The sequence below is a fragment of the Streptococcus mitis genome (assembly GCF_003942765.1).
Lineage (GTDB): Bacteria > Bacillota > Bacilli > Lactobacillales > Streptococcaceae > Streptococcus > Streptococcus mitis_BE.
In genome coordinates this window covers 132,949-154,075 of the sequence record NZ_RJNW01000002.1, presented here as the reverse complement: position 1 = coordinate 154,075, position 21,127 = coordinate 132,949, and the positions used below count along the sequence as shown (strand labels likewise).

The 21,127-nt window shown below is 42.2% G+C and carries 22 protein-coding genes; 9 read left to right on the top strand and 13 right to left on the bottom strand.

Translation table 11 applies throughout. The annotated features are described in order from the left end of the window. Positions 1-7 precede the first annotated feature (7 nt). From D8849_RS04560 to D8849_RS04545, 4 genes are all read left to right on the top strand, one after another. A complete protein-coding gene (locus tag D8849_RS04560) occupies positions 8-685 on the top strand; it encodes a DUF1129 domain-containing protein (protein WP_064276760.1) in 678 nt (225 codons plus the stop codon). Positions 686-700: 15 nt separating this feature from the next. Then, a complete protein-coding gene (locus D8849_RS04555) occupies positions 701-1,048 on the top strand; it encodes a hypothetical protein (protein ID WP_000331824.1) in 348 nt (115 codons plus the stop codon). Between the two features lie 161 nt (positions 1,049-1,209). Further along, positions 1,210-2,244, top strand: a complete 1,035-nt coding sequence (locus D8849_RS04550) for a S66 family peptidase (RefSeq protein WP_125386338.1) — start codon at positions 1,210-1,212, stop codon at positions 2,242-2,244. A gap of 105 nt (positions 2,245-2,349) precedes the next feature. Then, positions 2,350-2,613: a SemiSWEET family transporter gene (locus tag D8849_RS04545; RefSeq protein WP_000166114.1), complete on the top strand. Its 264-nt coding sequence runs from the start codon at positions 2,350-2,352 to the stop codon at positions 2,611-2,613. Positions 2,614-2,697: 84 nt separating this feature from the next. Here D8849_RS04545 and D8849_RS04540 read toward each other — a convergent pair whose 3' ends face one another. The 3 genes from D8849_RS04540 to mutL are packed head-to-tail and all read right to left on the bottom strand — an operon-like array spanning position 2,698 to position 5,829. Then, entirely contained in the window at positions 2,698-3,261 is a 564-nt protein-coding gene (locus D8849_RS04540; protein ID WP_125386337.1) for a DNA-3-methyladenine glycosylase I, read from the bottom strand. A gap of 9 nt (positions 3,262-3,270) precedes the next feature. Continuing rightward, complete coding sequence (gene ruvA / locus D8849_RS04535) at positions 3,271-3,864, bottom strand: Holliday junction branch migration protein RuvA (RefSeq protein WP_125386336.1); 594 nt, start codon at positions 3,862-3,864, stop codon at positions 3,271-3,273. 15 nt (positions 3,865-3,879) lie between these two features. Then, positions 3,880-5,829: a DNA mismatch repair endonuclease MutL gene (mutL, locus tag D8849_RS04530; protein WP_125386335.1), complete on the bottom strand. Its 1,950-nt coding sequence runs from the start codon at positions 5,827-5,829 to the stop codon at positions 3,880-3,882. 206 nt (positions 5,830-6,035) lie between these two features. On the opposite strand from mutL, the gene D8849_RS04520 reads away from it, so the two are divergent. Together D8849_RS04520 and D8849_RS04515 are read left to right on the top strand one after the other, a co-directional pair. After that, complete coding sequence (locus D8849_RS04520) at positions 6,036-6,476, top strand: LytTR family DNA-binding domain-containing protein (protein WP_125386334.1); 441 nt, start codon at positions 6,036-6,038, stop codon at positions 6,474-6,476. Next, the gene (locus D8849_RS04515; protein WP_125386333.1) at positions 6,473-6,931 is read left to right on the top strand and encodes a DUF3021 domain-containing protein; all 459 of its coding nucleotides are present in this window, start codon (positions 6,473-6,475) and stop codon (positions 6,929-6,931) included. Before D8849_RS04520 ends, D8849_RS04515 begins: the two co-directional genes overlap by 4 nt. A 40-nt stretch (positions 6,932-6,971) precedes the next feature. On the opposite strand, the gene mutS is transcribed toward D8849_RS04515, so the two are convergent. Next, positions 6,972-9,506 carry a DNA mismatch repair protein MutS gene (mutS, locus tag D8849_RS04510; RefSeq protein WP_125386332.1) on the bottom strand — a complete coding sequence of 845 codons (2,535 nt, stop codon included), beginning with the start codon at positions 9,504-9,506 and terminating at the stop codon, positions 6,972-6,974. Between the two features lie 50 nt (positions 9,507-9,556). Beyond that, entirely contained in the window at positions 9,557-10,003 is a 447-nt protein-coding gene (gene argR, locus D8849_RS04505) for an arginine repressor (protein ID WP_001231476.1), read from the bottom strand. 135 nt (positions 10,004-10,138) lie between these two features. On the opposite strand from argR, the gene argS reads away from it, so the two are divergent. Both argS and D8849_RS04495 read left to right on the top strand, forming a co-directional pair. Further along, a complete protein-coding gene (argS, locus tag D8849_RS04500) occupies positions 10,139-11,830 on the top strand; it encodes an arginine--tRNA ligase (protein WP_125386331.1) in 1,692 nt (563 codons plus the stop codon). A gap of 301 nt (positions 11,831-12,131) precedes the next feature. After that, positions 12,132-12,377: a hypothetical protein gene (locus tag D8849_RS04495; protein ID WP_042751768.1), complete on the top strand. Its 246-nt coding sequence runs from the start codon at positions 12,132-12,134 to the stop codon at positions 12,375-12,377. 166 nt (positions 12,378-12,543) lie between these two features. Here D8849_RS04495 and nrdI read toward each other — a convergent pair whose 3' ends face one another. The 5 genes from nrdI to D8849_RS04470 form a co-directional block, all read right to left on the bottom strand. Beyond that, positions 12,544-13,008: a class Ib ribonucleoside-diphosphate reductase assembly flavoprotein NrdI gene (gene nrdI / locus D8849_RS04490; protein ID WP_004255033.1), complete on the bottom strand. Its 465-nt coding sequence runs from the start codon at positions 13,006-13,008 to the stop codon at positions 12,544-12,546. 77 nt (positions 13,009-13,085) lie between these two features. Further along, positions 13,086-13,619, bottom strand: a complete 534-nt coding sequence (locus D8849_RS04485; protein WP_125386330.1) for an ABC transporter permease — start codon at positions 13,617-13,619, stop codon at positions 13,086-13,088. Positions 13,620-13,679: 60 nt separating this feature from the next. Continuing rightward, positions 13,680-14,966: a response regulator transcription factor gene (locus tag D8849_RS04480; RefSeq protein ID WP_125386329.1), complete on the bottom strand. Its 1,287-nt coding sequence runs from the start codon at positions 14,964-14,966 to the stop codon at positions 13,680-13,682. A gap of 11 nt (positions 14,967-14,977) precedes the next feature. Then, entirely contained in the window at positions 14,978-16,648 is a 1,671-nt protein-coding gene (locus tag D8849_RS04475; RefSeq protein WP_312023085.1) for a sensor histidine kinase, read from the bottom strand. Further along, a complete protein-coding gene (locus tag D8849_RS04470) occupies positions 16,626-17,240 on the bottom strand; it encodes a YesL family protein (protein ID WP_000532349.1) in 615 nt (204 codons plus the stop codon). Before D8849_RS04470 ends, D8849_RS04475 begins: the two co-directional genes overlap by 23 nt. Before the next feature lie 134 nt (positions 17,241-17,374). Between D8849_RS04470 and D8849_RS04465 the strand changes: the two genes are divergently transcribed. Next, a complete protein-coding gene (locus D8849_RS04465; RefSeq protein WP_125386327.1) occupies positions 17,375-17,944 on the top strand; it encodes an MptD family putative ECF transporter S component in 570 nt (189 codons plus the stop codon). 28 nt (positions 17,945-17,972) lie between these two features. Here the strand turns inward: D8849_RS04465 and D8849_RS04460 are convergent, their stop codons facing one another. From D8849_RS04460 to D8849_RS04450, 3 genes are read right to left on the bottom strand one after another with little or no spacing between them, the layout of a single operon-like run. After that, the gene (locus tag D8849_RS04460; RefSeq protein ID WP_125386326.1) at positions 17,973-18,665 is read right to left on the bottom strand and encodes a methionine ABC transporter permease; all 693 of its coding nucleotides are present in this window, start codon (positions 18,663-18,665) and stop codon (positions 17,973-17,975) included. A gap of 1 nt (position 18,666) precedes the next feature. Then, complete coding sequence (locus D8849_RS04455; RefSeq protein ID WP_125386325.1) at positions 18,667-19,728, bottom strand: methionine ABC transporter ATP-binding protein; 1,062 nt, start codon at positions 19,726-19,728, stop codon at positions 18,667-18,669. Continuing rightward, entirely contained in the window at positions 19,721-21,094 is a 1,374-nt protein-coding gene (locus D8849_RS04450; protein WP_125386324.1) for a M20 family metallopeptidase, read from the bottom strand. The genes D8849_RS04455 and D8849_RS04450 overlap by 8 nt, the downstream gene beginning before the upstream one ends. Between the last annotated feature and the right edge of the window lie 33 nt (positions 21,095-21,127).

Here is a 21,127-nt window from a genome sequence, read left to right as displayed (position 1 = left end):
AGTTCCTATGTCTCAGATTGATCTACAAAAATTAACAAAGAAAAACCAAGAGTTTATCCATATCGCTACCCAACAATTCATCAAAGATGGAAAAACAGACGCTGAAATCAAGGCTATTTTTGAGGAAGTCATTCCCAAAATCCTTGAAGAGCAAGCCAAGGGTACGACTGCTCGTTCCCTCTATGGCGCGCCAACTCATTGGGCTCATAGTTTCACTGTCAAGGAACAATATGAAAAAGAGCATCCAAAAGAAAATGATGATCCAAAACTGATGATTATGGATTCAGCTCTTTTCATCACTAGCCTCTTTGCCCTCGTCAGCGCCCTCACAACCTTCTTCTCAGCAGATCAAGCTATCGGTTACGGTTTGATTACCCTCCTATTAGTTGGACTTGTTGGTGGATTTGCCTTCTACTTGATGTACTACTTTGTTTACCAATATTATGGACCAGATATGGACCGCAGTCAACGTCCACCTTTCTGGAAATCTGTTCTAGTTATCCTAGCTTCTATGTTCCTTTGGTTGCTCGTCTTCTTTGCAACAAGCTTCCTACCAGCTAGCCTTAACCCAGTACTTGCTCCATTGCCACTGGCTATTATCGGAGCAGCCCTCCTAGCCCTTCGCTTCTATCTCAAGAAACGCTTGAACATCCGCAGCGCAAGTGCAGGACCAACACGTTACTAAGAAAAGGAAAGAGCTATGGCATATAGTCAATCTTTAGCTCAGCAGATTCGAAAAATTCTAGCGCTCAAACTTCCTCCCCAAATTTTCGAAGAAGAGCTAGAAGAAAAGAAGCTGTTTGGTGGCCTGGCCTTTATGATTCGTGGTAAAATGGTCCTTACTGTCAGTTCCAGAAAGGATGAACTGGTTATGGTCAGAATTGGCAAGGAAATGGAGAAGCAAGTTCTACCCCGAACAGGAGCTCATACTACATTGATGAGGGGGCGCCTTTATCATGGGTATATAGACTTAGATATAGAAGGCCAAAAAGAATTGCCTTACTGGATTGATTTGGCTCTCTCCTATAATCAAGAGTTGACCAAGTAACTCATATCTAGCGAGATTACTGATTAGAAAACGAAAAGCAACTGCACCAGCGGTTGCTTTTTCACTTGCTTGCCTACAAGTTTCCCTCTCCCCTTTTCCCTATAGTTTTCTCCCATCTTTTATGATAAAATAGGCTCAATCAATTTCTAGGAGGAAGAAATATGGTTTCTACTATTGGTGTTGTTAGTTTATCTAGTGGCATTATCGGAGAGGACTTTGTCAAACACGAAGTGGACTTGGGTGTCCAACGTCTCAAGAACCTGGGACTCAATCCTACCTTTTTGCCTCATTCGCTAAAAGGATTAGACTTTATCAAGGACCATCCTGAAGCTCGTGCAGAGGATTTGATTCATGCCTTTTCTGATGATAGCATCGACATGATCCTATGCGCCATCGGTGGAGACGATACCTATCGCTTACTACCTTATCTTTTTGAAAATGACCAACTACAAAAGGTTATCAACCAAAAAATATTTCTTGGCTTCTCAGATACAACCATGAACCATCTCATGTTGCATAAACTAGGTGTTAAAACTTTTTATGGTCAATCCTTTTTAGCAGACATTTGTGAATTGGACAAAGAAATGCTAGCCTATAGCCTTCACTACTTTAAAGAATTGATTGAGACAGGAAGAATCTCAGAAATTCGCCCTAGCAATGTTTGGTATGAGGAACGAACTGATTTTAGTCCCAAAGCTCTGGGGACACCTCGTGTCAGTCATACAAATACTGGTTTTGAGTTGTTACAAGGAACTGCCCAGTTCGAGGGGAAAATCCTCGGTGGTTGCCTCGAATCCCTCTACGATATCTTTGACAACTCTCGATACGCAGATAGCACGGAGCTCTGCCAAGAATACAAACTTTTCCCTGACTTGTCAGACTGGGAAGGAAAGATCCTCTTGCTAGAGACAAGCGAAGAAAAGCCTGAGCCGGAAGACTTCAAAAAGATGTTACAAACTTTAAAGAACACTGGTATATTCAAGGTCATCAGCGGACTCTTGGTCGGGAAACCTATGGATGAAACTTTCTATGACGACTATAAAGAGGCACTATTGGATATTATTGACAGCAATATCCCGATTATCTATAATCTAAATGTCGGCCACGCAACTCCAAGAGCAATTGTACCCTTCGGAGTTCACGCCTATGTAGATGCAAAGGAGCAAATCATTCGCTTTGACTATAACAAAAAATAAATAGTTTCTCTATTTTTGTGCTTTTGTATTCGTTTTCGTTACAATTTGTATCTGAATTTATTGCATTTCGCTAATTTCTATGATATCCTTTTGAAGGAGGTGTATATGACAAAACAAAAAATTAATCGAATCGTAGGTTCTATTGGTGCCTTTATTGGAATTATAGTATTTATTGCCTACATACCTCAAATTATCGCTAATTTACAGGGAAATAAAGCTCAACCATTTCAACCTTTATCAGCTGCTATATCTTGCTTAATCTGGGTTATTTATGGATGGACAAAGGAACCTAAGAAGGATTGGATACTAATCATTCCAAATTCAGCTGGTGTTATTTTAGGTGGAATCACTTTTTTGACTTCACTCTAACAAATCTAATAGTATATATAAAAAGCTGGGAAAAATTTCTCAGCTTTTTTCTATATTCTCAGATATGCTAGTTACCTGTACATACTAACGACCGCTTTTCCACTCACAATCATTCTCATGGTCATCAACTAGCCCTGCAGCCTGTAGAAAAGACAAGACGGCGACTGGGCCTGTGAACTTGAAGCCTCGTTTTTTGAGATCTTTGGCTAACTTCTCAGACAGAGGTGTTTTAGCTGGGGCTTGGCGGTAATCGGGAACATCGTTAACGATCGTTTTCCCCTCAACAAAGGACCAAAGATAGGCATCAAAAGAGCCATATTCTTCCTGTAGTCGTAAAAATGCTTGGGCGTTAGCGCGTGTAGCAAAAATCTTGGCTCTATTTCGGATGATGACTGGATTCTCCAGCAAGTTTTCCAATTCGGTATCAGTCATCTCTGCGACCGCTTGAATTTGATAGCCATGAAAGGCTTCTCGGAAAGCATGTCGTTTGTTGAGGACCGTTTCCCAAGACAGGCCTGCCTGATAGGTTTCCATACACAACAACTCAAACAATGCTTGGTCATCATGGAGGGGCTGACCCCATTCCTCATCATGATAGGCAATGTAGAGCGGATTGGTCATCTTGACCCACGAACAACGTTTTGTCATGCTCTGCTCCTATTTGACCAACATTTTGAGGGCAGACTTGATATAGTTCTCAGCTGTATCTGTCGTTCCTTCAAAGAATTTCTTGATTTTCTTGAGCTCTGTTGCCTTGTAGCCCAGAGCCAACATGGCTTCCATGGCTTCTTCCAATTCTTGGTTTTCAGCGCTAGCTTGCACTGCTACCTTAGCAGGAAGGTCATCTCCTGCAACTACTACCTTGCCTTCCAAGTCCAGCACCATCTGCTGGGCTGTTTTCTTGCCAATTTTAGGGAATTTGGTCAAGTAGGTGATGTTCTTAGTTTCAATTGCTTGAACCAAGCCAGCATTGTCATCGGCAGCGATGATAGCCAGAGCTGATACAGGACCAATCCCAGAGACCGAAATCAGACTGAGAAAGAGCTTCTTCTCGTCTTCTGAGCGAAATCCATAAAGCAGATGAGCGTCCTCACGCACGACTTGATGCACATAAATCTGAGACTCCTGATTAACCTGTCCTGAATAGGCATAAGGATTGGCCACATGCAAAATATAACCGATACCGTTGACTTCAAGAACAATGTATTTGGCAGTGATTTTGGTAATGATTCCTTTTAAATATTCGTACATAGTTTTCCTTTTAGTTTAATATTTCCCCAACTCACGGAGACTGGTGTGATTTTCCTGAATACGTCGGAACATCTTTTCCATATCCGACTTGGTAAAATGCACTAAAACAGGGCGTCCGTGGGGACAGTTATAGGGATTGTCACATTGAGAGAGCTGATAGAGGAGCTGTCTAGCCGAATGGTCGTCAATACGATGGTTGGCCTTGATAGACCGCTTGCAGGACATCATAATAGCCAACTCTGCTCGATATTTCTTGATAGAAACTTCCTTGGTCAAAAGGAGCATGTCGCACATCTCATAGATACCTGATTCAATCTCTTCTTCTACCATCCAAATAGGATGTTCACGTAAGATGAATTGATTTTCTCCGTACTCTGATAGAAAGACGCCCACTTCCTCCAAATGTGCCATTCTTTCCTTGAGACGAAGGGCATCATCTGCAGGAAATTCAAAGATGTAGGGCACTAGAAGTTGCTGCTGGCTCTGGTCAACATCACCAATGCTTTCACGGTACTCTTCGTACTTAACCCGCTCCTGAGCCGCATGTTGGTCTATGATATAGAGCCCATCTCGCCCTTGGGCAAAGAGATAGGTTCCATGCATTTGCCCGAAAAATTCCAACTCTGGAAAGCTTGAAGATTCTTCTCGCTCCAGCTTGTCATAAGCCTTATCGAGACTAGCTAGGTCTAACTCTGGATGGTCTAGTTGGTCATAGTTGGCAGGCTTTCTCTCTGCAAAATGAAGTTTTGCTGGCTTGGTCAATTGATCCAAGGTTTCCTTGGCAAACAGGGTTAAATCCGGCCCTTCCTCAGTTAATTCTACCTGATAATCAGCCACCTCAGCTTGACTAGGTTTTGTCGGCTCAGTATTCTCATAGTAGAGCGTATTTTCTTTGAGTGGGAGAATGGTTTGCTCCACCTTCTCACGATTGCGCACGGTCGATTTGGCAAGATTTTCCAAGGCATCTGGAATCAAGGCTTGTTCCTTGAGACTATTTGCAATAGCTTCTGAAACCAGGGTCATCAGTTCTTTTTCCTTGGAAATCCGCACCTCTTGCTTAGTCGGATGCACATTGACATCCGCGAGATAAGGGTCTATATGGATGTGAATGACAGCCAGTGGAAAACGGCCTACCATAAGCTTACTACCATAGCCGTCAAGAATAGCACGATTGAGCAGGAAGTTCTTGATATAACGGCCATTGATGAAGAGACTGATATAGTTGCGGTTGGCTCTAGTTAACTCAGGCAAGGACACAAAACCAGAAATTTCGAAATCAAGGTCAGAATTCTCAATTTCAATCATCTTCTTGGCACTCGCCAAACCGTAAATCCCTGCGATAGCTTGGCGCAGTTGGCCAGTCCCTGCTGTCCGCGTCATTTCCTTGCCATCACTAATCAAACTAAACGAAATCTCAGGATGGGCCAAACCCAGACGGTTGACAATATCAATGATATGAGACAACTCTGCTTGCTGGCTCTTCATATACTTGAGGCGGGCAGGCGTGTTGAAAAAAAGGTCCTCCACACAAACCTTGGTTCCCACAGGACTGGTCGCTGGGATGATTTCCTCTACTTCTCCTCCACGCGCGACCAGCTTGGTCCCGTGACTAGCACCATCTACCGCCGTTAGCAGAGTTAAAACACTAACAGACGCTATAGAAGGAAGGGCTTCACCACGAAAACCAAGCGTCCGAATCCGAAAAAGATCCGCTTGATTTTTGATCTTACTAGTCGCATGGCGGCGCAGGGCCAATTCCACCTCATCGTGGGCAATTCCATGACCATTATCTGTAATTTGAATTTTCTTGAGACCAGCTTCCTCAATCTCAATGATAATCTGACTAGAACCCGCGTCAATGGCGTTTTCTACCAGCTCCTTAACAACGCTAGCTGGACGCTCGATAACCTCTCCAGCCGCGATCTGGTTTGCCAGCACCTCTGGCAATTCAATAATATGAGACATCTTTCAGCCCCTTTCTGTATCTATTTTCCTAGAAATTGATTAGTGCTATTATACCATATTTCAGATAGGACAGAAAAGCAAGCGCCACATAGGAGCCAAATCCCTCCACATAAACAAAGTCCCTTGTCAGGTATCGTAAAATAGTGTTTAATAAAGGTGTACAAGAAGTGATCACAATTTTGTATGAAAAACAAGGAGAGAAATTTATGAAAGTAGAACTACAGATTAGTGAGACTTACAAGGAGGAAAAACTGATTGTCCAAGCACCTCAAGAAACCGATAAAATCCAGAAAGTCATCGAGTTCGCAGAAAATTTGGACCAAAAAGAAACAATCAAAGGAAAGATTGATGATCAAGTCTATCTAGTTAAGGTTGGTAAGATACAACGCTTCTATATCGAGAATCGGAAGGTTCTTGCAGAAACGGCTAGCCAGACCTACAATATTGATTTACGGCTCTATCAAGTCCTTGAAATTCTGCCAACCAATTTTATCCAAATTTCCCAATCAGAAATCATCAATATCAACTCCATCTCTCATCTCAAGCTCACCCCCAACGGCCTAGTAGAAATTTTCTTGAAAAACGAAAGCTTCACCTACTCTTCACGCCGTTATCTAAAAACCATCAAGGAGAAATTAGAACTATGAAAAAACAAATCTTCCACGACGCAGCTACTGGTGTCCTCATCGGCCTCATCCTCTCTATCATCTTTTCACTCATTTATGCACCAAACACCTACGCCCCACTGAGTCCCGAGTCTCTGATCGGACAAGTGATGGTGCAACATCAGGTTCACGGTGCCTTGGTCTTGCTCTACTGCACACTTATTTGGGCAGCTATCGGTATTCTCTTCAACTTTGGTAAACGATTATTCAGCCGTGACTGGAGCTTGCTTCGTGCCACTCTGACTCATTTCTTCCTTATGCTGGCTGGCTTTGTCCCACTAGCAACTCTAGCAGGTTGGTTCCCCTTCCACTGGATTTTCTATCTCCAACTCATTATCGAGTTTGCGATTGTCTACCTCATCATTTGGACTATTTCCTATAAAAGAGCATCAAAAAAAGTAGACCATATCAATCAACTCTTGGAGCATAGAAAGTAATAGCAATATCCCACTCACAAATGCATGAGTGGGATTATTTTTATAGTTTCTGTTTTAACTCAACCAAAACATTCATAGCCTGCATAGGTGTCATGTTGTAAATGTCCAATTTAGCTAATTCTGCTAGGATAGGATGCTCTTCTGCCGTATCAAAGAGAGAAATCTGTTCTGTGACGGCACTTGTTTGTCTCATGGGAACAGGACTTTCTGTCCCTTGACTCTCTAGCTGAGTCAAAATCTTATCCGCCCTTACTAAAAGGTCTGCTGGCAAGCCAGCAATCTTTGCAACATGGATACCATAGGATTTATCAGCTGGACCTGGTTCAATCTTGTGAAGGAAGGTGACCTGCCCATCCTGCTCCAAAGTTGCCACGTGGACATTAACCAAGTGTTGTAAACTAGACTCCAGACTAGTCAACTCATGGTAGTGGGTCGCAAAGAGGGTCTTAGCTCCGATGTGTTCATGGATATATTCGATGATAGACTGAGCAAGAGCCATACCGTCATAAGTTGCAGTTCCACGTCCCAATTCATCAAAGAGAATGAGAGAGTTCTTGGTCGCATGCGAAATGGCATTGTTGGCCTCCATCATCTCCACCATAAAGGTTGATTGGCCTGAAACCAAATCATCGGCTGCTCCGATACGAGTAAAGATGGCATCAAAAATCGGTAAGTAGGCGCTCTCTGCAGGAACATAGGAACCCATCTGGGCCATAATCGCCGTCATGGCTAACTGACGCATATAGGTTGACTTCCCGCTCATGTTGGGCCCTGTAATCAACTGGATACTAGTATCCCCTCCCATTTGAATGGTATTTGGAATATAGGTCTGAGCTCCCATGACCTTTTCAACGACAGCATGGCGCCCTTTCTGGATATCAATCCGCGAATCATCTCCGAATTCAGGTCGAATCAAATGCTGGGTTTCAGCCACAACTGCTAGACTCTGTAAGACATCAACTGTCGCAATTCCTTGGGCTAGAGCTTGTAAACGTTGGATGTACTTGCTGACCTCTTCACGAATGCGCATAAAAATTTCATACTCTAGGTTAGCTGACTTCTCACGCGCCTCCAGCATATCTCCCTCGATACGGGCTAATTCTTCGGTTCCAAAGCGTTCCGAGTTTTTCAGCGTCGCCTTGCGGAAAAAGTGTGCTGGAACATTTCCCAGTTGCGAATTGGTCACATGGAAATAGTAGCCATCCTTTTTATTGTAGTCAATCTTGAGCGTACTGATACCAGAGTTTTCTCGCTCCTTTGCTTCAATCTCAGCAATCCAGCTAGTCCCTTCTCTGAGCACGCGACGGTACTTGTCTAAAGTCTCATCAAATCCAGTCCGGATAATGCCACCTTCTGTAATCACATGGGGAGCTTCAGGAGCAATCGCTGCGCTAATCAAACTCTCTAACTCAGGGATTCCATCCAGTTGTTCAATGAGATAGGCCAGAGCAGGTTGCTCCATTCCTTCTAAAATCGCACGAATCCGTGGCACACTAGACAAGGTGGTCGCCAACTGCAAGAGATCCTTGGGATTGGTTTTACCAAAAGAAACCCGACTAGCCAAGCGCTCAATGTCATAAACACCCTTGAGACTGTCTGTCAAATCACTGCGCTCAAAGAAATGGTCGAGAAAGACCTGCACCACCTCTTGACGTTGAATAATTCGTTCCTTATCAATCAAGGGACGATGAATCCAAGAACGCAAGAGGCGCATGCCCATAGCCGTCTTAGTTTCATCCAAAAGCCAAAAAAGACTTCCTTGCTTCTTGCCCGAACGAGCATTCTCAACCAAATCCAGACTAGCCTTGGTCGCATAATCCATCTGCAAGAAATCTTTGATTTCATAGCGTATAACAGGCTTGAGGTGGTTCAATTCCCTCATCTGGGTTCGATGGACATACTGGAGCAGTTTACTAGATGCCGCTTGCTCCACAGATGCCAATCGTGAATCCAGTAAATGAAGGTTTTCAAAACCTTCTTTTTCATGGGAAAGTACCAGATTCATCTGACGACTAAGGATTTGTTCTTCTTCCTCAGACAAGTCATAACCCAGCACCACTTCGCGCGCCTTGAGATTGCGGATTTCCCCACAAACCAGTGTGAAATCCAAAAGACCTGTCACATAAAAATCACCCGTCACCAGGTCCATATAAGCTAGGCCAAATTGATTGCCATCACGGTCTATGGCAACCAAGAAATTATTCTGACTGTCCGGCTTACTGCTATCGACCACTGTCCCTGGCGTAATGACCTGAACAACCTCTCGTTTCACAACCCCAACTGCTTGTTTCGGATCTTCCATCTGCTCTGCGATAGCTACCTTATAGCCCTGCTCAATCAAGACATCAATGTACTGTTGGGCAGAATGATAGGGGACACCCGCCATAGGAATCGGATTGTCCGCATTCTTGTTGCGACTCGTTAAGGAAATTTCCAGAATCTGCGCAGCATTGACCGCATCCTCATAAAATAATTCATAAAAATCACCCATCCGAAAGAGCAAAAAAGCATCTGGATATTGCTTTTTAATATCCACATACTGTTGCATGCCGGGTGATAGCTTTTCTGTCGTCATTGTCCGTCTCTCCTTGTCAAAAATAAGTCTTGAGAGCAACTCCCAAGACCTTACTTATCTTTCATCAAATCTAGCAAACGATCTTCCATGAGTTTGGCAACGTGCTGGTCCCGACAAATGACCAATAAGGTATTGGCACCAGCAACTGTTCCTAAAATCCATTCATCCTTGTTTGCATCTACAATATTTGCCAAAACAGAGGCTTCTCCCAATTTGGTATGAAGCACCAAGGTAAACTCTGCTCTTGCAACACCTTCTAAATGATGAGACAAAAATTCCACCAAATCAATCTTTTCTGTCTCATTTGCTAGTACATAATACACCATATCATTTTTCTTGACCTTGGTCAAGCCGATTTCGCGCAAATCACGAGACAAGGTTGTCTGCGTCACAAAGACATTGTGTGCCTCCAACCGATCTTGAATTTCTTTTTGTGTACTTAATTTCTCCTCAGTAATCATTTTTTTTATTAACTGATGACGATCTCTTTTTCTCATAAAATCCTCTTATATGCATATTTATAACTAATTTTATAACTATATTATACCAAAAAAACAGGAGATTTCAAAAATTTTTTCTTCTTTCTTTAAAATTGTGATAAAATAGTAGAAAAGTCCAAAAAGGAGCTCTTAATGAATACAAAAGAATTGATTGCTAGCGAGTTGGCTAGCGTCATTGATAGCCTGGACCAAGAGGCTATTTTAAATTTACTGGAAACCCCTAAAAACTCAGAAATGGGAGACATCGCTTTCCCTGCTTTTTCTCTTGCAAAAGTCGAACGTAAAGCACCTCAAATGATTGCTGCTGAACTGGCTGAAAAAATTAACAGCCAAGCCTTTGAAAAGGTTGTCGCAACAGGACCTTACGTTAACTTTTTCCTTGATAAATCTGCCATTTCTGCTCAAGTATTGCAAGCTGTTATCACTCAAAAAGAACACTATGCTGACCAACATATTGGCAAGCAAGAAAATGTTGTGATCGACATGTCTAGTCCTAATATCGCTAAACCATTTTCTATTGGTCATCTACGTTCAACTGTTATCGGAGATAGCTTATCACATATTTTCCAAAAAATCGGATATCAAACAGTCAAGGTCAACCATTTGGGAGACTGGGGTAAACAGTTTGGAATGCTGATTGTTGCCTACAAAAAATGGGGCGACGAAGAAGCTGTAAAAGCTCATCCAATTGATGAACTTCTTAAACTCTATGTCCGCATCAACGCTGAAGCTGAAAATGACCCTAGCTTGGATGAAGAAGCACGCGAATGGTTCCGTAAACTGGAGGATGGAGATGAGGAAGCTCTCGCTCTTTGGCAATGGTTCCGTGATGAAAGTTTAGTGGAATTTAACCGCCTTTACAATGAATTGCAGGTTGAATTTGACAGCTATAACGGAGAAGCCTTCTATAACGATAAGATGGATGCAGTCGTAGACATTCTTTCTGAAAAAGGCCTTCTTGTTGAGTCAGAAGGTGCCCAAGTTGTGAATCTTGAGAAATATGGAATTGAACATCCAGCCCTTATCAAGAAATCGGATGGTGCAACTCTCTATATCACTCGTGACTTGGCTGCAGCCCTTTACCGTAAAAATGAATACCAATTTGCCAAATCTATCTATGTCGTTGGCCAAGAACAATCTGCCCACTTTAAACAGCTCAAAGCCGTCTTGCAAGAGATGGGCTACGACTGGAGTGAAGACATTACTCATGTTCCTTTTGGTTTGGTTACAAAAGAAGGGAAGAAACTCTCTACTCGTAAAGGGAATGTCATCTTGCTAGAGCCTACTGTTGCAGAGGCTGTTAGCCGTGCCAAAGCCCAAATCGAGGCTAAAAATCCTGAATTGGAAAACAAAGACCAAGTAGCGCATGCTGTTGGGGTTGGAGCCATTAAATTCTATGACCTTAAGACCGACCGTACAAATGGATACGACTTCGACCTAGAGGCTATGGTATCCTTCGAGGGTGAAACTGGACCTTACGTTCAATACGCCTACGCTCGTATCCAATCTATCTTACGCAAAGCGGATTTCAAACCAGAAACAACTGGCAACTATAGCTTGAATGATGCTGAAAGTTGGGAAATCATCAAACTCATCCAAGACTTCCCACGTATTATCAACCGTGCGGCGGATAACTTTGAACCTTCTATCATTGCTAAATTTGCAATTAGCCTGGCTCAAGCCTTTAACAAATACTATGCACATACGCGCATCTTGGATGAAAGCCCAGAACGCGACAGCCGTCTAGCCCTTAGCTACGCAACCGCAGTCGTTCTCAAAGAAGCACTTCGCTTGCTTGGAGTAGAAGCACCTGAGAAGATGTAAATCACCAAAGTTACTTGATTGCAAAGCAATCTAAGTAACTAACGCCAAATCCTACCAGGGATTTGGCTAGGTGCTTCACTAGTCTTTCGATATAAATATTATCGATTTCTACCGAAAGACGTCGTAATCTTCAAGTTACTTGATTGTAAAGCAGTCTAAGTAACTTACACTAAATCTATACGGATTTTGGTTTAGAGGTCTATCAAAAATCTTATCAAGTTTTGCTGACTTGTTCTGCTATTTTAGATCCACTAAATCGATTTACTCACTACTACTTCTTTATCATACAGGGAGATATCCTATGAGCCAATATGCTTATATCCTCGTTGTGATTAGCTTGGTTTTCCTTTTTCTGCTTAATAAGTACGAGAAGGAGAGACTGCAAAAACTCTACCAAGAACAACTTTTAAAGGATGAAACATTTAGGTCTGACATCAAAGAGAAAATTCACACGACTGAAAACATCAATGATGTCATTGCTTACATCAATAAAACTTATCATCTAGGAATGTTGCTATCAAAAGACATTACAGATCAATTGAAATAATCAAAAACCGAGAAGAAAGCTTCTCGGTTTTTTTAGGGCATAATTTTTATCTTCCAACTATAGCAAATAACATTTATATTAAAAATTTTATAGGTAATTTTCATCTCTGCTATAGAGGGGGATATAATAAGTTCTTTCTTCTAATGATTGAAAGATTGGTTTCAGCTTAACTTTCCAACTCATACAAATCTGCGATAATCGCTGCGACACGTTTGATATCTCCCAGCATACCTCGCATTTCAAAATCAGCCAATACAGGGAAGCCAAAACGTTGACTATATTGCTTGGCTGTCAGGCAGTATTGGTTATTAAAGTTACGATTTCCTGAACCAACCACACCAAAACACTTACTAGCATTGTCTCCATAGGCGATAAAATCCCCAACGGGTGTCGTCAAAATCTCAACATCTCCGTTATCCACGCCATTCCCACCTTCGAGATAGGTCGGCAAAAAAGCGACATAGGGATGATCCATTTCATAGAAATCTTGGCCTTCCTTGACCAAATCCTTGATATGAATCTTTTGAACCTCAATCCCCTCGTACTGGGACAAGAGATAGTCTTTCAAGCGTGTCACAAAACTTTCAGTATTGCCACTCAAACTGATATAAACTAAAGAAATTGTCTTCATATGTACCTCCATGATTTTATCTATAATCGAAAAATAACTACCAAGATTGTAACTTGATAGTTATTTTTTGTCAATACTTAGGAAAGTTCTTCTGTTTCCTCTTCTTCTGCCAAGGCTTTCTGTTGACGCCAAATCTTGTAAAAGACAAGGGCTAGGAAGAGAACATTGATGACGATATAGAAAATGCTAACGGCTTGTGAAATAACACTTATCCCTAAACGCATGGTCTCATCGTGAACTAACTGCACAGCATCTTGTAAAGTCACATAGCTATAAATCGAACCAATAATGGCTAGCAAAACATAGCCGACATAAGTATAGTTTGCATATTGCAAATTCTTACGAACAAGGAAGACAATCGCTACTACCACTAAAATAGCAGATAGCACAATCAAGACCATATTAAAAATAGAATGAGTTGATTCTGCTACTCTATAGGTGTAATTAAGCTGGTCTTCTAATTGCTGAGCACTGACCCCTGCAACCTGTTTCTGAGCGGCACGAAGGGCTTCTTTACTAGGTAAAGGACTCAACATTCCAAACAGAGACATAGCTGAAATAAGAGCAGACAAGATTAGCAAGACCCATAGATAAATTGGTTTCTTTTTCATAATAGAACCTCCTGATATTATTATTGATATTATAGCACTTTTTGTAAAGGGATACAAATTTTATAATGTCGTTTCTACCTGTTTTCGGTAGGCTTTTGGCGATTTTCCGCACAATTTTCGGAACACTTTATAGAAATATCCAACATTACTGTAACCAACAGCATAACAAATATCTTCGATGCTGTCACTAGTTGAAAGCAAGAGCTGTTGGGCAGCCTTAATGCGCTGTTTGTTTAGTAACTCTGCGAAGGTCGAATTGGTTTCTCGCTTAATCAACTGTCCCAGATAGACAGGATTGATAAAGAGATCCTTACTGATATCCTTGAGGGAAAGTTCTTTCTGATAATCACGCCCAATGACTTCTAGCACACTAACCACATTTTCATTCATCCGATATTGTCCAAAGAATCGAGTCAGAATTTCCTTGATATAAGGAACCAATTCATCGAAGGTTTGAATAGCATGAATCGTTTTGACAATATCCGTCAAATCATCAGCCTTTAGATGTTCAAACAAATGAAAGACATCCATGACAAACTGGATAAAAAGCTGTTTGGTAATCGGAACACGCGGCGTATTTTCAAGAACCACCTTCTCCAAAAGGTTCAACTCTTCCACGATTTGATTGAGATTCCCCTGAATGATAACCCTATAAATCGGTTCGTAGTAGGCAAAGAGACTCTCAGACTGTTTTAGATTTACAGAACCGTAAAAGAGGGCTTTCTCAGCATTCAGCTTCCAGCGTTCAAAGTGTTCTTGATAAGGAGCTTCAAAGGGAGTAACGACTAAACCATCTAGGGATTGATCAGAAATAAAAATCTGCCAGTCTTGCCCCAATACATAGTAGGGAATGGTGAAAGAGCCTTGTTTTTCCTTGGATAGGCCTATCCACCAATTCTCCTTACCTCCTAGATAACTAACAAATCCATCCTCATCTAAATCTTGACTAAGGGTCTGACTTTTCTTCCCTCTCTCGCCGAGCTGACCTGCAATCTTCTCCAGCAGATTTCCCAACTCTACCTTATCAACAGGTTTGACCAAATAGTCCACCACACTAAGGTTCATTGCTCTTTTTACATAATCAAACTCCTGATAACCCGAGAGAAGGATATAGGCAATATCTGGTAAGATTTCTTTCATCTCCCGAATCATATCAAGCCCTGTTTTATCGGGCATATTGACATCGGAAATGACCACATCGACAGGATTTTCCTGAACATATTCTAGGGCTTCATCGGCATGACTGGCTGTTGCGACGACCTCCATATCCCACTTATCAAAGGGAATCAAACGTTTCAGACCTTCTGTCACCATGTACTCATCATCTACTAATAATACTTTATACATTTTCTCCCTTTCTACTCATCTTGAATTGTAATACGATACTGAACACCCGCTTGCTCTGCAGAATCTATAGTAATAGCATATCGATCCCCAAAATAGAGCACAAAACGCTCATGGACATTGATAATCCCGATAGACTGCTTTTGATCACTGTAACTGACTTGGTGTTCAAAATGTCTCTGACTTAATTTTTCTCGAATACTTGCCAGCTTTTCAGCCGACATACCACGGCCATTATCGACCACCAAAATTTCCACAAAACCATCCTGTTTAAGAGCCTTGATGCTAATCACATTATCTGTCCGTCTGTGGTCAACACCATGCGCGAAATAATTTTCTACCAGCGGTTGCAAGGTAAACTTAGGAATCTTCATATTTTCTAACCCTGGGTCTATCTTGAAACCATAGGCAATGGACTTGGGATAGCGAACCATGCAGAGATAGCTATATTTACGACAAAATTCTAATTCCTGTTTGAGAAGGGTTTCTCTTTCGTCGGAAATATTGTTACGCAAGAGACTACTGAATTCATAAATGATATCTGCCAACTCATCTTGACTCTGCATGACTGCGTACATACGCAAGAACTCCAGAGTATTGTACATGAAGTGAGGATTGATTTGCGCCTGCAGGGCTCGCATATTGGCATCTTTTTGACTGAGTTCTAACTGGTAAATATCATGGATATTCTTTTCCAATCGATCCAACATATCATTGGTGGTCTCTGCGATTAGGAGCAATTCCTGATCCTTTTCAAGCGTATCAATGCGAAGACCTTCTTGTCCTTTGGCAATAGCTTGGATGGAATCCACCAGGTCCACTACCTGCTTTTGATAATTAGCAAAAGTCTTCCTCAAAGTCAGATAGAGAATGACAATAAAGAGAAGGCTCAAGCCCACAATCAAAGCAGAGCTAGCCACTGTTCCTTGTAAAACAAAGTTTTTAGGAACTGCCACCTGAACCTGATATCCATGAGAGGTAAAACCGACAAACCAGTTCTCATGTTCCCTATTGACCCTCTCACCAATATGAAAAATCTCCGTATCAAAAGGCGATGTCACAGTCACAGCCATCGGAATATGACCTCGGGTATTGTCAATGGCATGATATAAAACTTCTGGATCCAAGGAGATGTATATCACTCCTATAGATTGATCCGTTGCTGGATCCAGAACTGGAATTCCAAAACTATTGGCCTCTGGTTTAAAGGCCTCAGCTGGCAAGACATGACCACTTCTTTTATCCCTTGTTGAAACATAAACTTCTTTAAAATCCTGCAAGACGATTGCAACACCCGTTATAGAGTCATTTTGGACATAAAGATCATCAATGTTTTCATACAGAGAAATAGAAGTTGACGAAGCTGCTTGATGCTCCAACAGCCAATAAAAGTACTCAGAAGTTGACAAGCTAAAGTACTTATAAACCCCTTGTATCCGGTCTTGATTGGCTACTAAATCTTGCGCCAGTTGGGCTGATTCCCGATAATAATACTCCACCTCATCGACTGTTCGAGTGGTTACACGTTGGGCTACTCTTTGAGCTTCCTTTTCCCGTGAATCCCAGTCAGCGTAAGAGAGTAAGATTGCAAAACTCGCAATAATAATCATCATCACTGAACTGTAGGTTCTTAGAAGCGTATGTAGCCAAAACTGCTTCATTCTATTTTGTCGCCAATTTTTCATGGATACTTTCATAGACCGGTTCCAACATATCACTGATAAAGAAATGCCACATCCCAATTCCTACAAAGAAAAGTAGGGCAGGCATATAGTAACCAATTGCCACAAGTAGCACTGTCCCAAGGAGAACCTTGGCCACAGCCGCTAAGCTCATAAAGATGCCAATCAAGGATAGTTTGAGACTATTTCGATAAGACAAGTCAAAATAAACTTGTAATTTCAAAGATACTGTATAAGCCAAAAATAGCAGGGCAACTACTAGAACATTCAAAAAGGTCGCAATCAAATGAATAATAGTCTGATGAGGCAATTGCACCAAGAGATACAGGCCATAGACCAAAACTAGATCCACCCCTAAAAAGCTATAGAAAATCAGGTTGCTTGAGACGAAATTTTGCTTATAAAGAGACCACGCCTCCTTCAAACTGTATTCCCGAAAGCTATAACCATGTTCTGCATATAGGCTCATCAAGGTGGCACTAGCCGGCGCTAGACCAAGGATAATCCCTCCTGCCAATGTTAATAGCCAAAAGAAGGCTGTCGCAATCATCCCTAAAAAGAAACGATTAAAGACAAAGTCTAAAAATCTCCCCATGATATCCCCCTAAAAATAACTATGAAACTATTATATCATATTTCAAGCGTTTTCAAAAACTTCTAGTATCCATTTACAATCCCACCAAACCATGGTAAAATGAGAATTGTGAAAAAATTATCAGGAGACAATTCATGAAGAAATCTATCTTAACTACACTGCTTTTTGCAGTTCTTTACTTCCTCTGCATGGGGATTGGTGTCCTTTTGGGCAATTTCTTTGACCAAGCTGGAAACATGTTTTATGCGCCTGCCTTTACTGCCCTTTTCGGCGGTAGCGTCTATATGATCCTAGTCGCAAAAGTTCCGCGCTTTGGAGCCATTACCACTATCGGCCTTGTCATTGCCCTCTTTTTCTTGGGAACTAAACACGGTGCCGGTGCCTTCCTTCCTGGAATTATCTGTGGTCTCCTAGCAGATGCAGTAGCTAACCTCGGAAAATACAAGGACCAAACTAAGAATTTCCTTTCTTTCATACTCTTTGCCTTTAGCACATCAGGACCAATTCTAATCATGTGGATTGCGCCCAAAGCCTATATGGCAACCCTTCTAGCAAGAGGAAAATCCCAAGAATATATCGACCGTATCATGGTCGCGCCAAATCCTGGAACCGTCCTTCTATTTATCGCAAGTATTGTCATCGGAGCCCTAATGGGTGCCTTGATTGGACAAGCCTTGAGTAAAAAATTTGCGCAGAAAATCTGATTACTAAAAAAGAGCCACACGGCTCTTTTTATTTATGGCTCAATTTTTTGGTCAAGAAGTCTCCCAAGAATTGGATTGCAAAGATAATCAAAATGATAACGATGGTTGCCAAGATAGTCACATCGTGATTGTAGCGATTAAATCCATAAGCGATGGCTACGTTACCGATACCACCAGCTCCAACCGCACCGGCCATAGCTGTTTCACCGACTAGTGAAATCAAGGTTACAGTCGTCACACGGATCAAATCTGGAAGGCCTTCTGATAGGTAAACACCTACGATATCCCAGAAGGTCGCTCCGCTAGCTTGAGCTGCCTCAATGACACCACCATCTAGCTCAGCCAATACCACCTGTACTTGACGGGCAAAGAAGGCAAAGACTGCAAAAGATAGGGGTACGATAGCCGCATTTGGACCAATGCTTGTTCCTACGATTAGATGTGAGAAGGGTGACAAGACTGCCAAGAGAATGATAAATGGCACCGCACGGAAAATAGAGGTAATCTTATCCAAAATCCAGAAAACGACCTTATTTTCCAAGACACCGCCTGGCGCTGTCAAGACAAGGAAAAGNCCTGCCACTAGCCCCAAGAAACCTCCGATGATAAAGGACAGAACTGTCATATAGAGGGTTAGGTAGATGGCTGTTCCCCAGCCTGCCTGACCAGCCCAACCCATTTTATAAACATTTGGTAAATAGGTTTGAATCAATGATTCCATCTTACTGTCCTCCCTTCAATACTTTTAGTTGTACGCCTGCTTGACGAATGGCTTCTTGAGCACCTGCTAGCGCTGCTTTTTCACCTGACAAGACCACAACCAATTCTCCAACAGGAGTGCCGTCAAGGATTTCGATATTCCCATAGAGGATATTAGCTGTTACTTGGTAATGCTTGTACAATTCATTCAAAAGTGGCTCGTCTGTTGAAGCACCTGCATACTTGAGTTGCACCAAGAGACTGTTTTCAGACAGATGTTCCACGATTTCTTGCTTCTCGATTTTGACCATGGCTTCGTCAATACCTGTAGCTGTTGAGATAAAGTCTTGAGTCAAAGGTTGTTTAGGGTCTGAGAAGATTTCAAGAACACTTCCCTCTTCAATCAAATGCCCATCCTGCATAACTGCCACACGATTGGCAATGTCTTTGACAATCTGCATTTCATGCGTAATCAAGACAACAGTCAAGCCTAATTTCTGGTTCAAATCTTGCAACAAGGCCAAAATCTGCTTGGTTGTCTTCGGATCAAGGGCAGAAGTTGACTCATCTGAAATCAAGATTTTTGGATCATTTGCCAAGGCACGCGCAATGGCTACACGCTGTTTTTGCCCTCCAGATAATTGTGAAGGGTAGTTTTCAGCACGGTCTGCCAAGCCAACCAAGTCCAACAACTTAGCTACTTTAGCCTTCTTTTCTTCCTTGCTGAGTCCAGAATGTTTAAGGGCAAAGGCTACATTCTCCTCTGCTGTCTTTTGGCTCATCAGATTGAAATGCTGGAAAATCATCCCGATATCCTGACGTTTACGACGCAACTGCTCTGCTGTCAAGGTCACCTTGTCATCAAAAATCACATCATCGTCAATAGTAATTTTCCCTGCAGATGGCTTTTGTAAGAGGTTAATCACCCGTACAAGGGTTGATTTCCCTGCTCCAGAATATCCAACGATTCCGTAGATATCCCCTTCTTGGATGTGAATGGTCACATCCTTGACCGCTGTGATGGTTCTCTTCTTTTGATGAAAAGTCACATCGATCTGATCTAACTTGATAATATCTCTACTCATAGCTTCTAATCAGCTCCTCTACTAATTCAATATGGGTGTAGTAATCGGCGATTCGCACGTTCTCATCTCCACCATGGTCTCTACTATTGGCATTTCCTAGACCAAAGGCCAGCATTGGCACCTCTAGGGCATCAAAGACCGTATGCATTGGCCCTGTCCCAGCTGTAGTCGGCAAGACTGAAACGCCCTGTGGATAGAATTTCTTGGCCAACTCGATCACATTGAGAATGGCTGGTGCGCTCATATCGCTTCGATAGCTCATCTCTCCCAAGGTATAGTATAATTCTACCTTATCAAAGCCATTTTTGTCTAGCTGTTTCCTAATTTTTTCCAGAACATCATGCGGTTCTAGGCCAGGAACCAAACGAACTTCTAACTTGGCACTAGCTTCTGCAGGTAATATCGTTTTAACTCCTTGCCCTTGATAACCTGACTGAATCCCTTCGATATTAAGGGCTGGCTCGAAAAAGAAACGTTTTAGAAAGGCTGCGCGGTCCTCTTGTAAAAGAGGCAATTCCAAGCCATAAATCTGGCTGATTTCCCCTGGATTTCGTTGGGCATAAGTATCCACCAAGGACAATTCTCGTTCATTTGGCTCTTGTACTTCTTCGTACAAACCTTCAACCAAGATACGGCCATCTGCGGCACGAAGAGACTGTAGGGCTTGAAGGAGGTACCAAGGAGCTGATTCCACAACCCCACCATAACTAGAGTGGATATCAACATCAGCGCTTTTCACCTTGGCATCAAAGGTCACGATCCCCTTGTTTCCACCAGAAATTTCCAGCTGTTCCAAGGCATTTTTGGTTCCTTGTTCCCAGACCAACAAATCTGCTCCACGGAGTTTATCCGCATGTTTTTCCAGATACTTATCTAGATCTGTCGAAGCCGATTCCTCCGCTCCCTCCATGATAAAACTGATATTGACAGGCAAATCATCATGGTGCTGCATATATTTTCTCAAAGCACTCAAACGAGCCGTGATATGCCCCTTATCATCGTCAACCCCACGCCCATACATGAAGCCATTGCGGACCGAAAGCGTAAAGGGTTCCTCTGTCCAGACCTGATCTCCATCCGCTGGCACAGTGTCATAGTGGTTATAGAAAATCAAGGTCTTGGCATCTGGACGCGAACTCTTGAAATGCGCCATGACAAAGGGCGCTGTATAAGTCTCATCAATCTCCACTTCAGCCCCCACACGCTTGAAAATCTCACCAAGATAGTTGGCAACTTCTTTGAGACCCACCTGTTGGGCAAAGACCGATTTCTTAGAAATCAAGGTACGCAAAACCTCAAAATAATGCTGGGCTACATGATCCTTTTCAAATTTTTCAATTTGTTCTTGTTCACTAGGAAAAACCATATTCTCTCTACCTTTCTATGAACTACTCTTCCT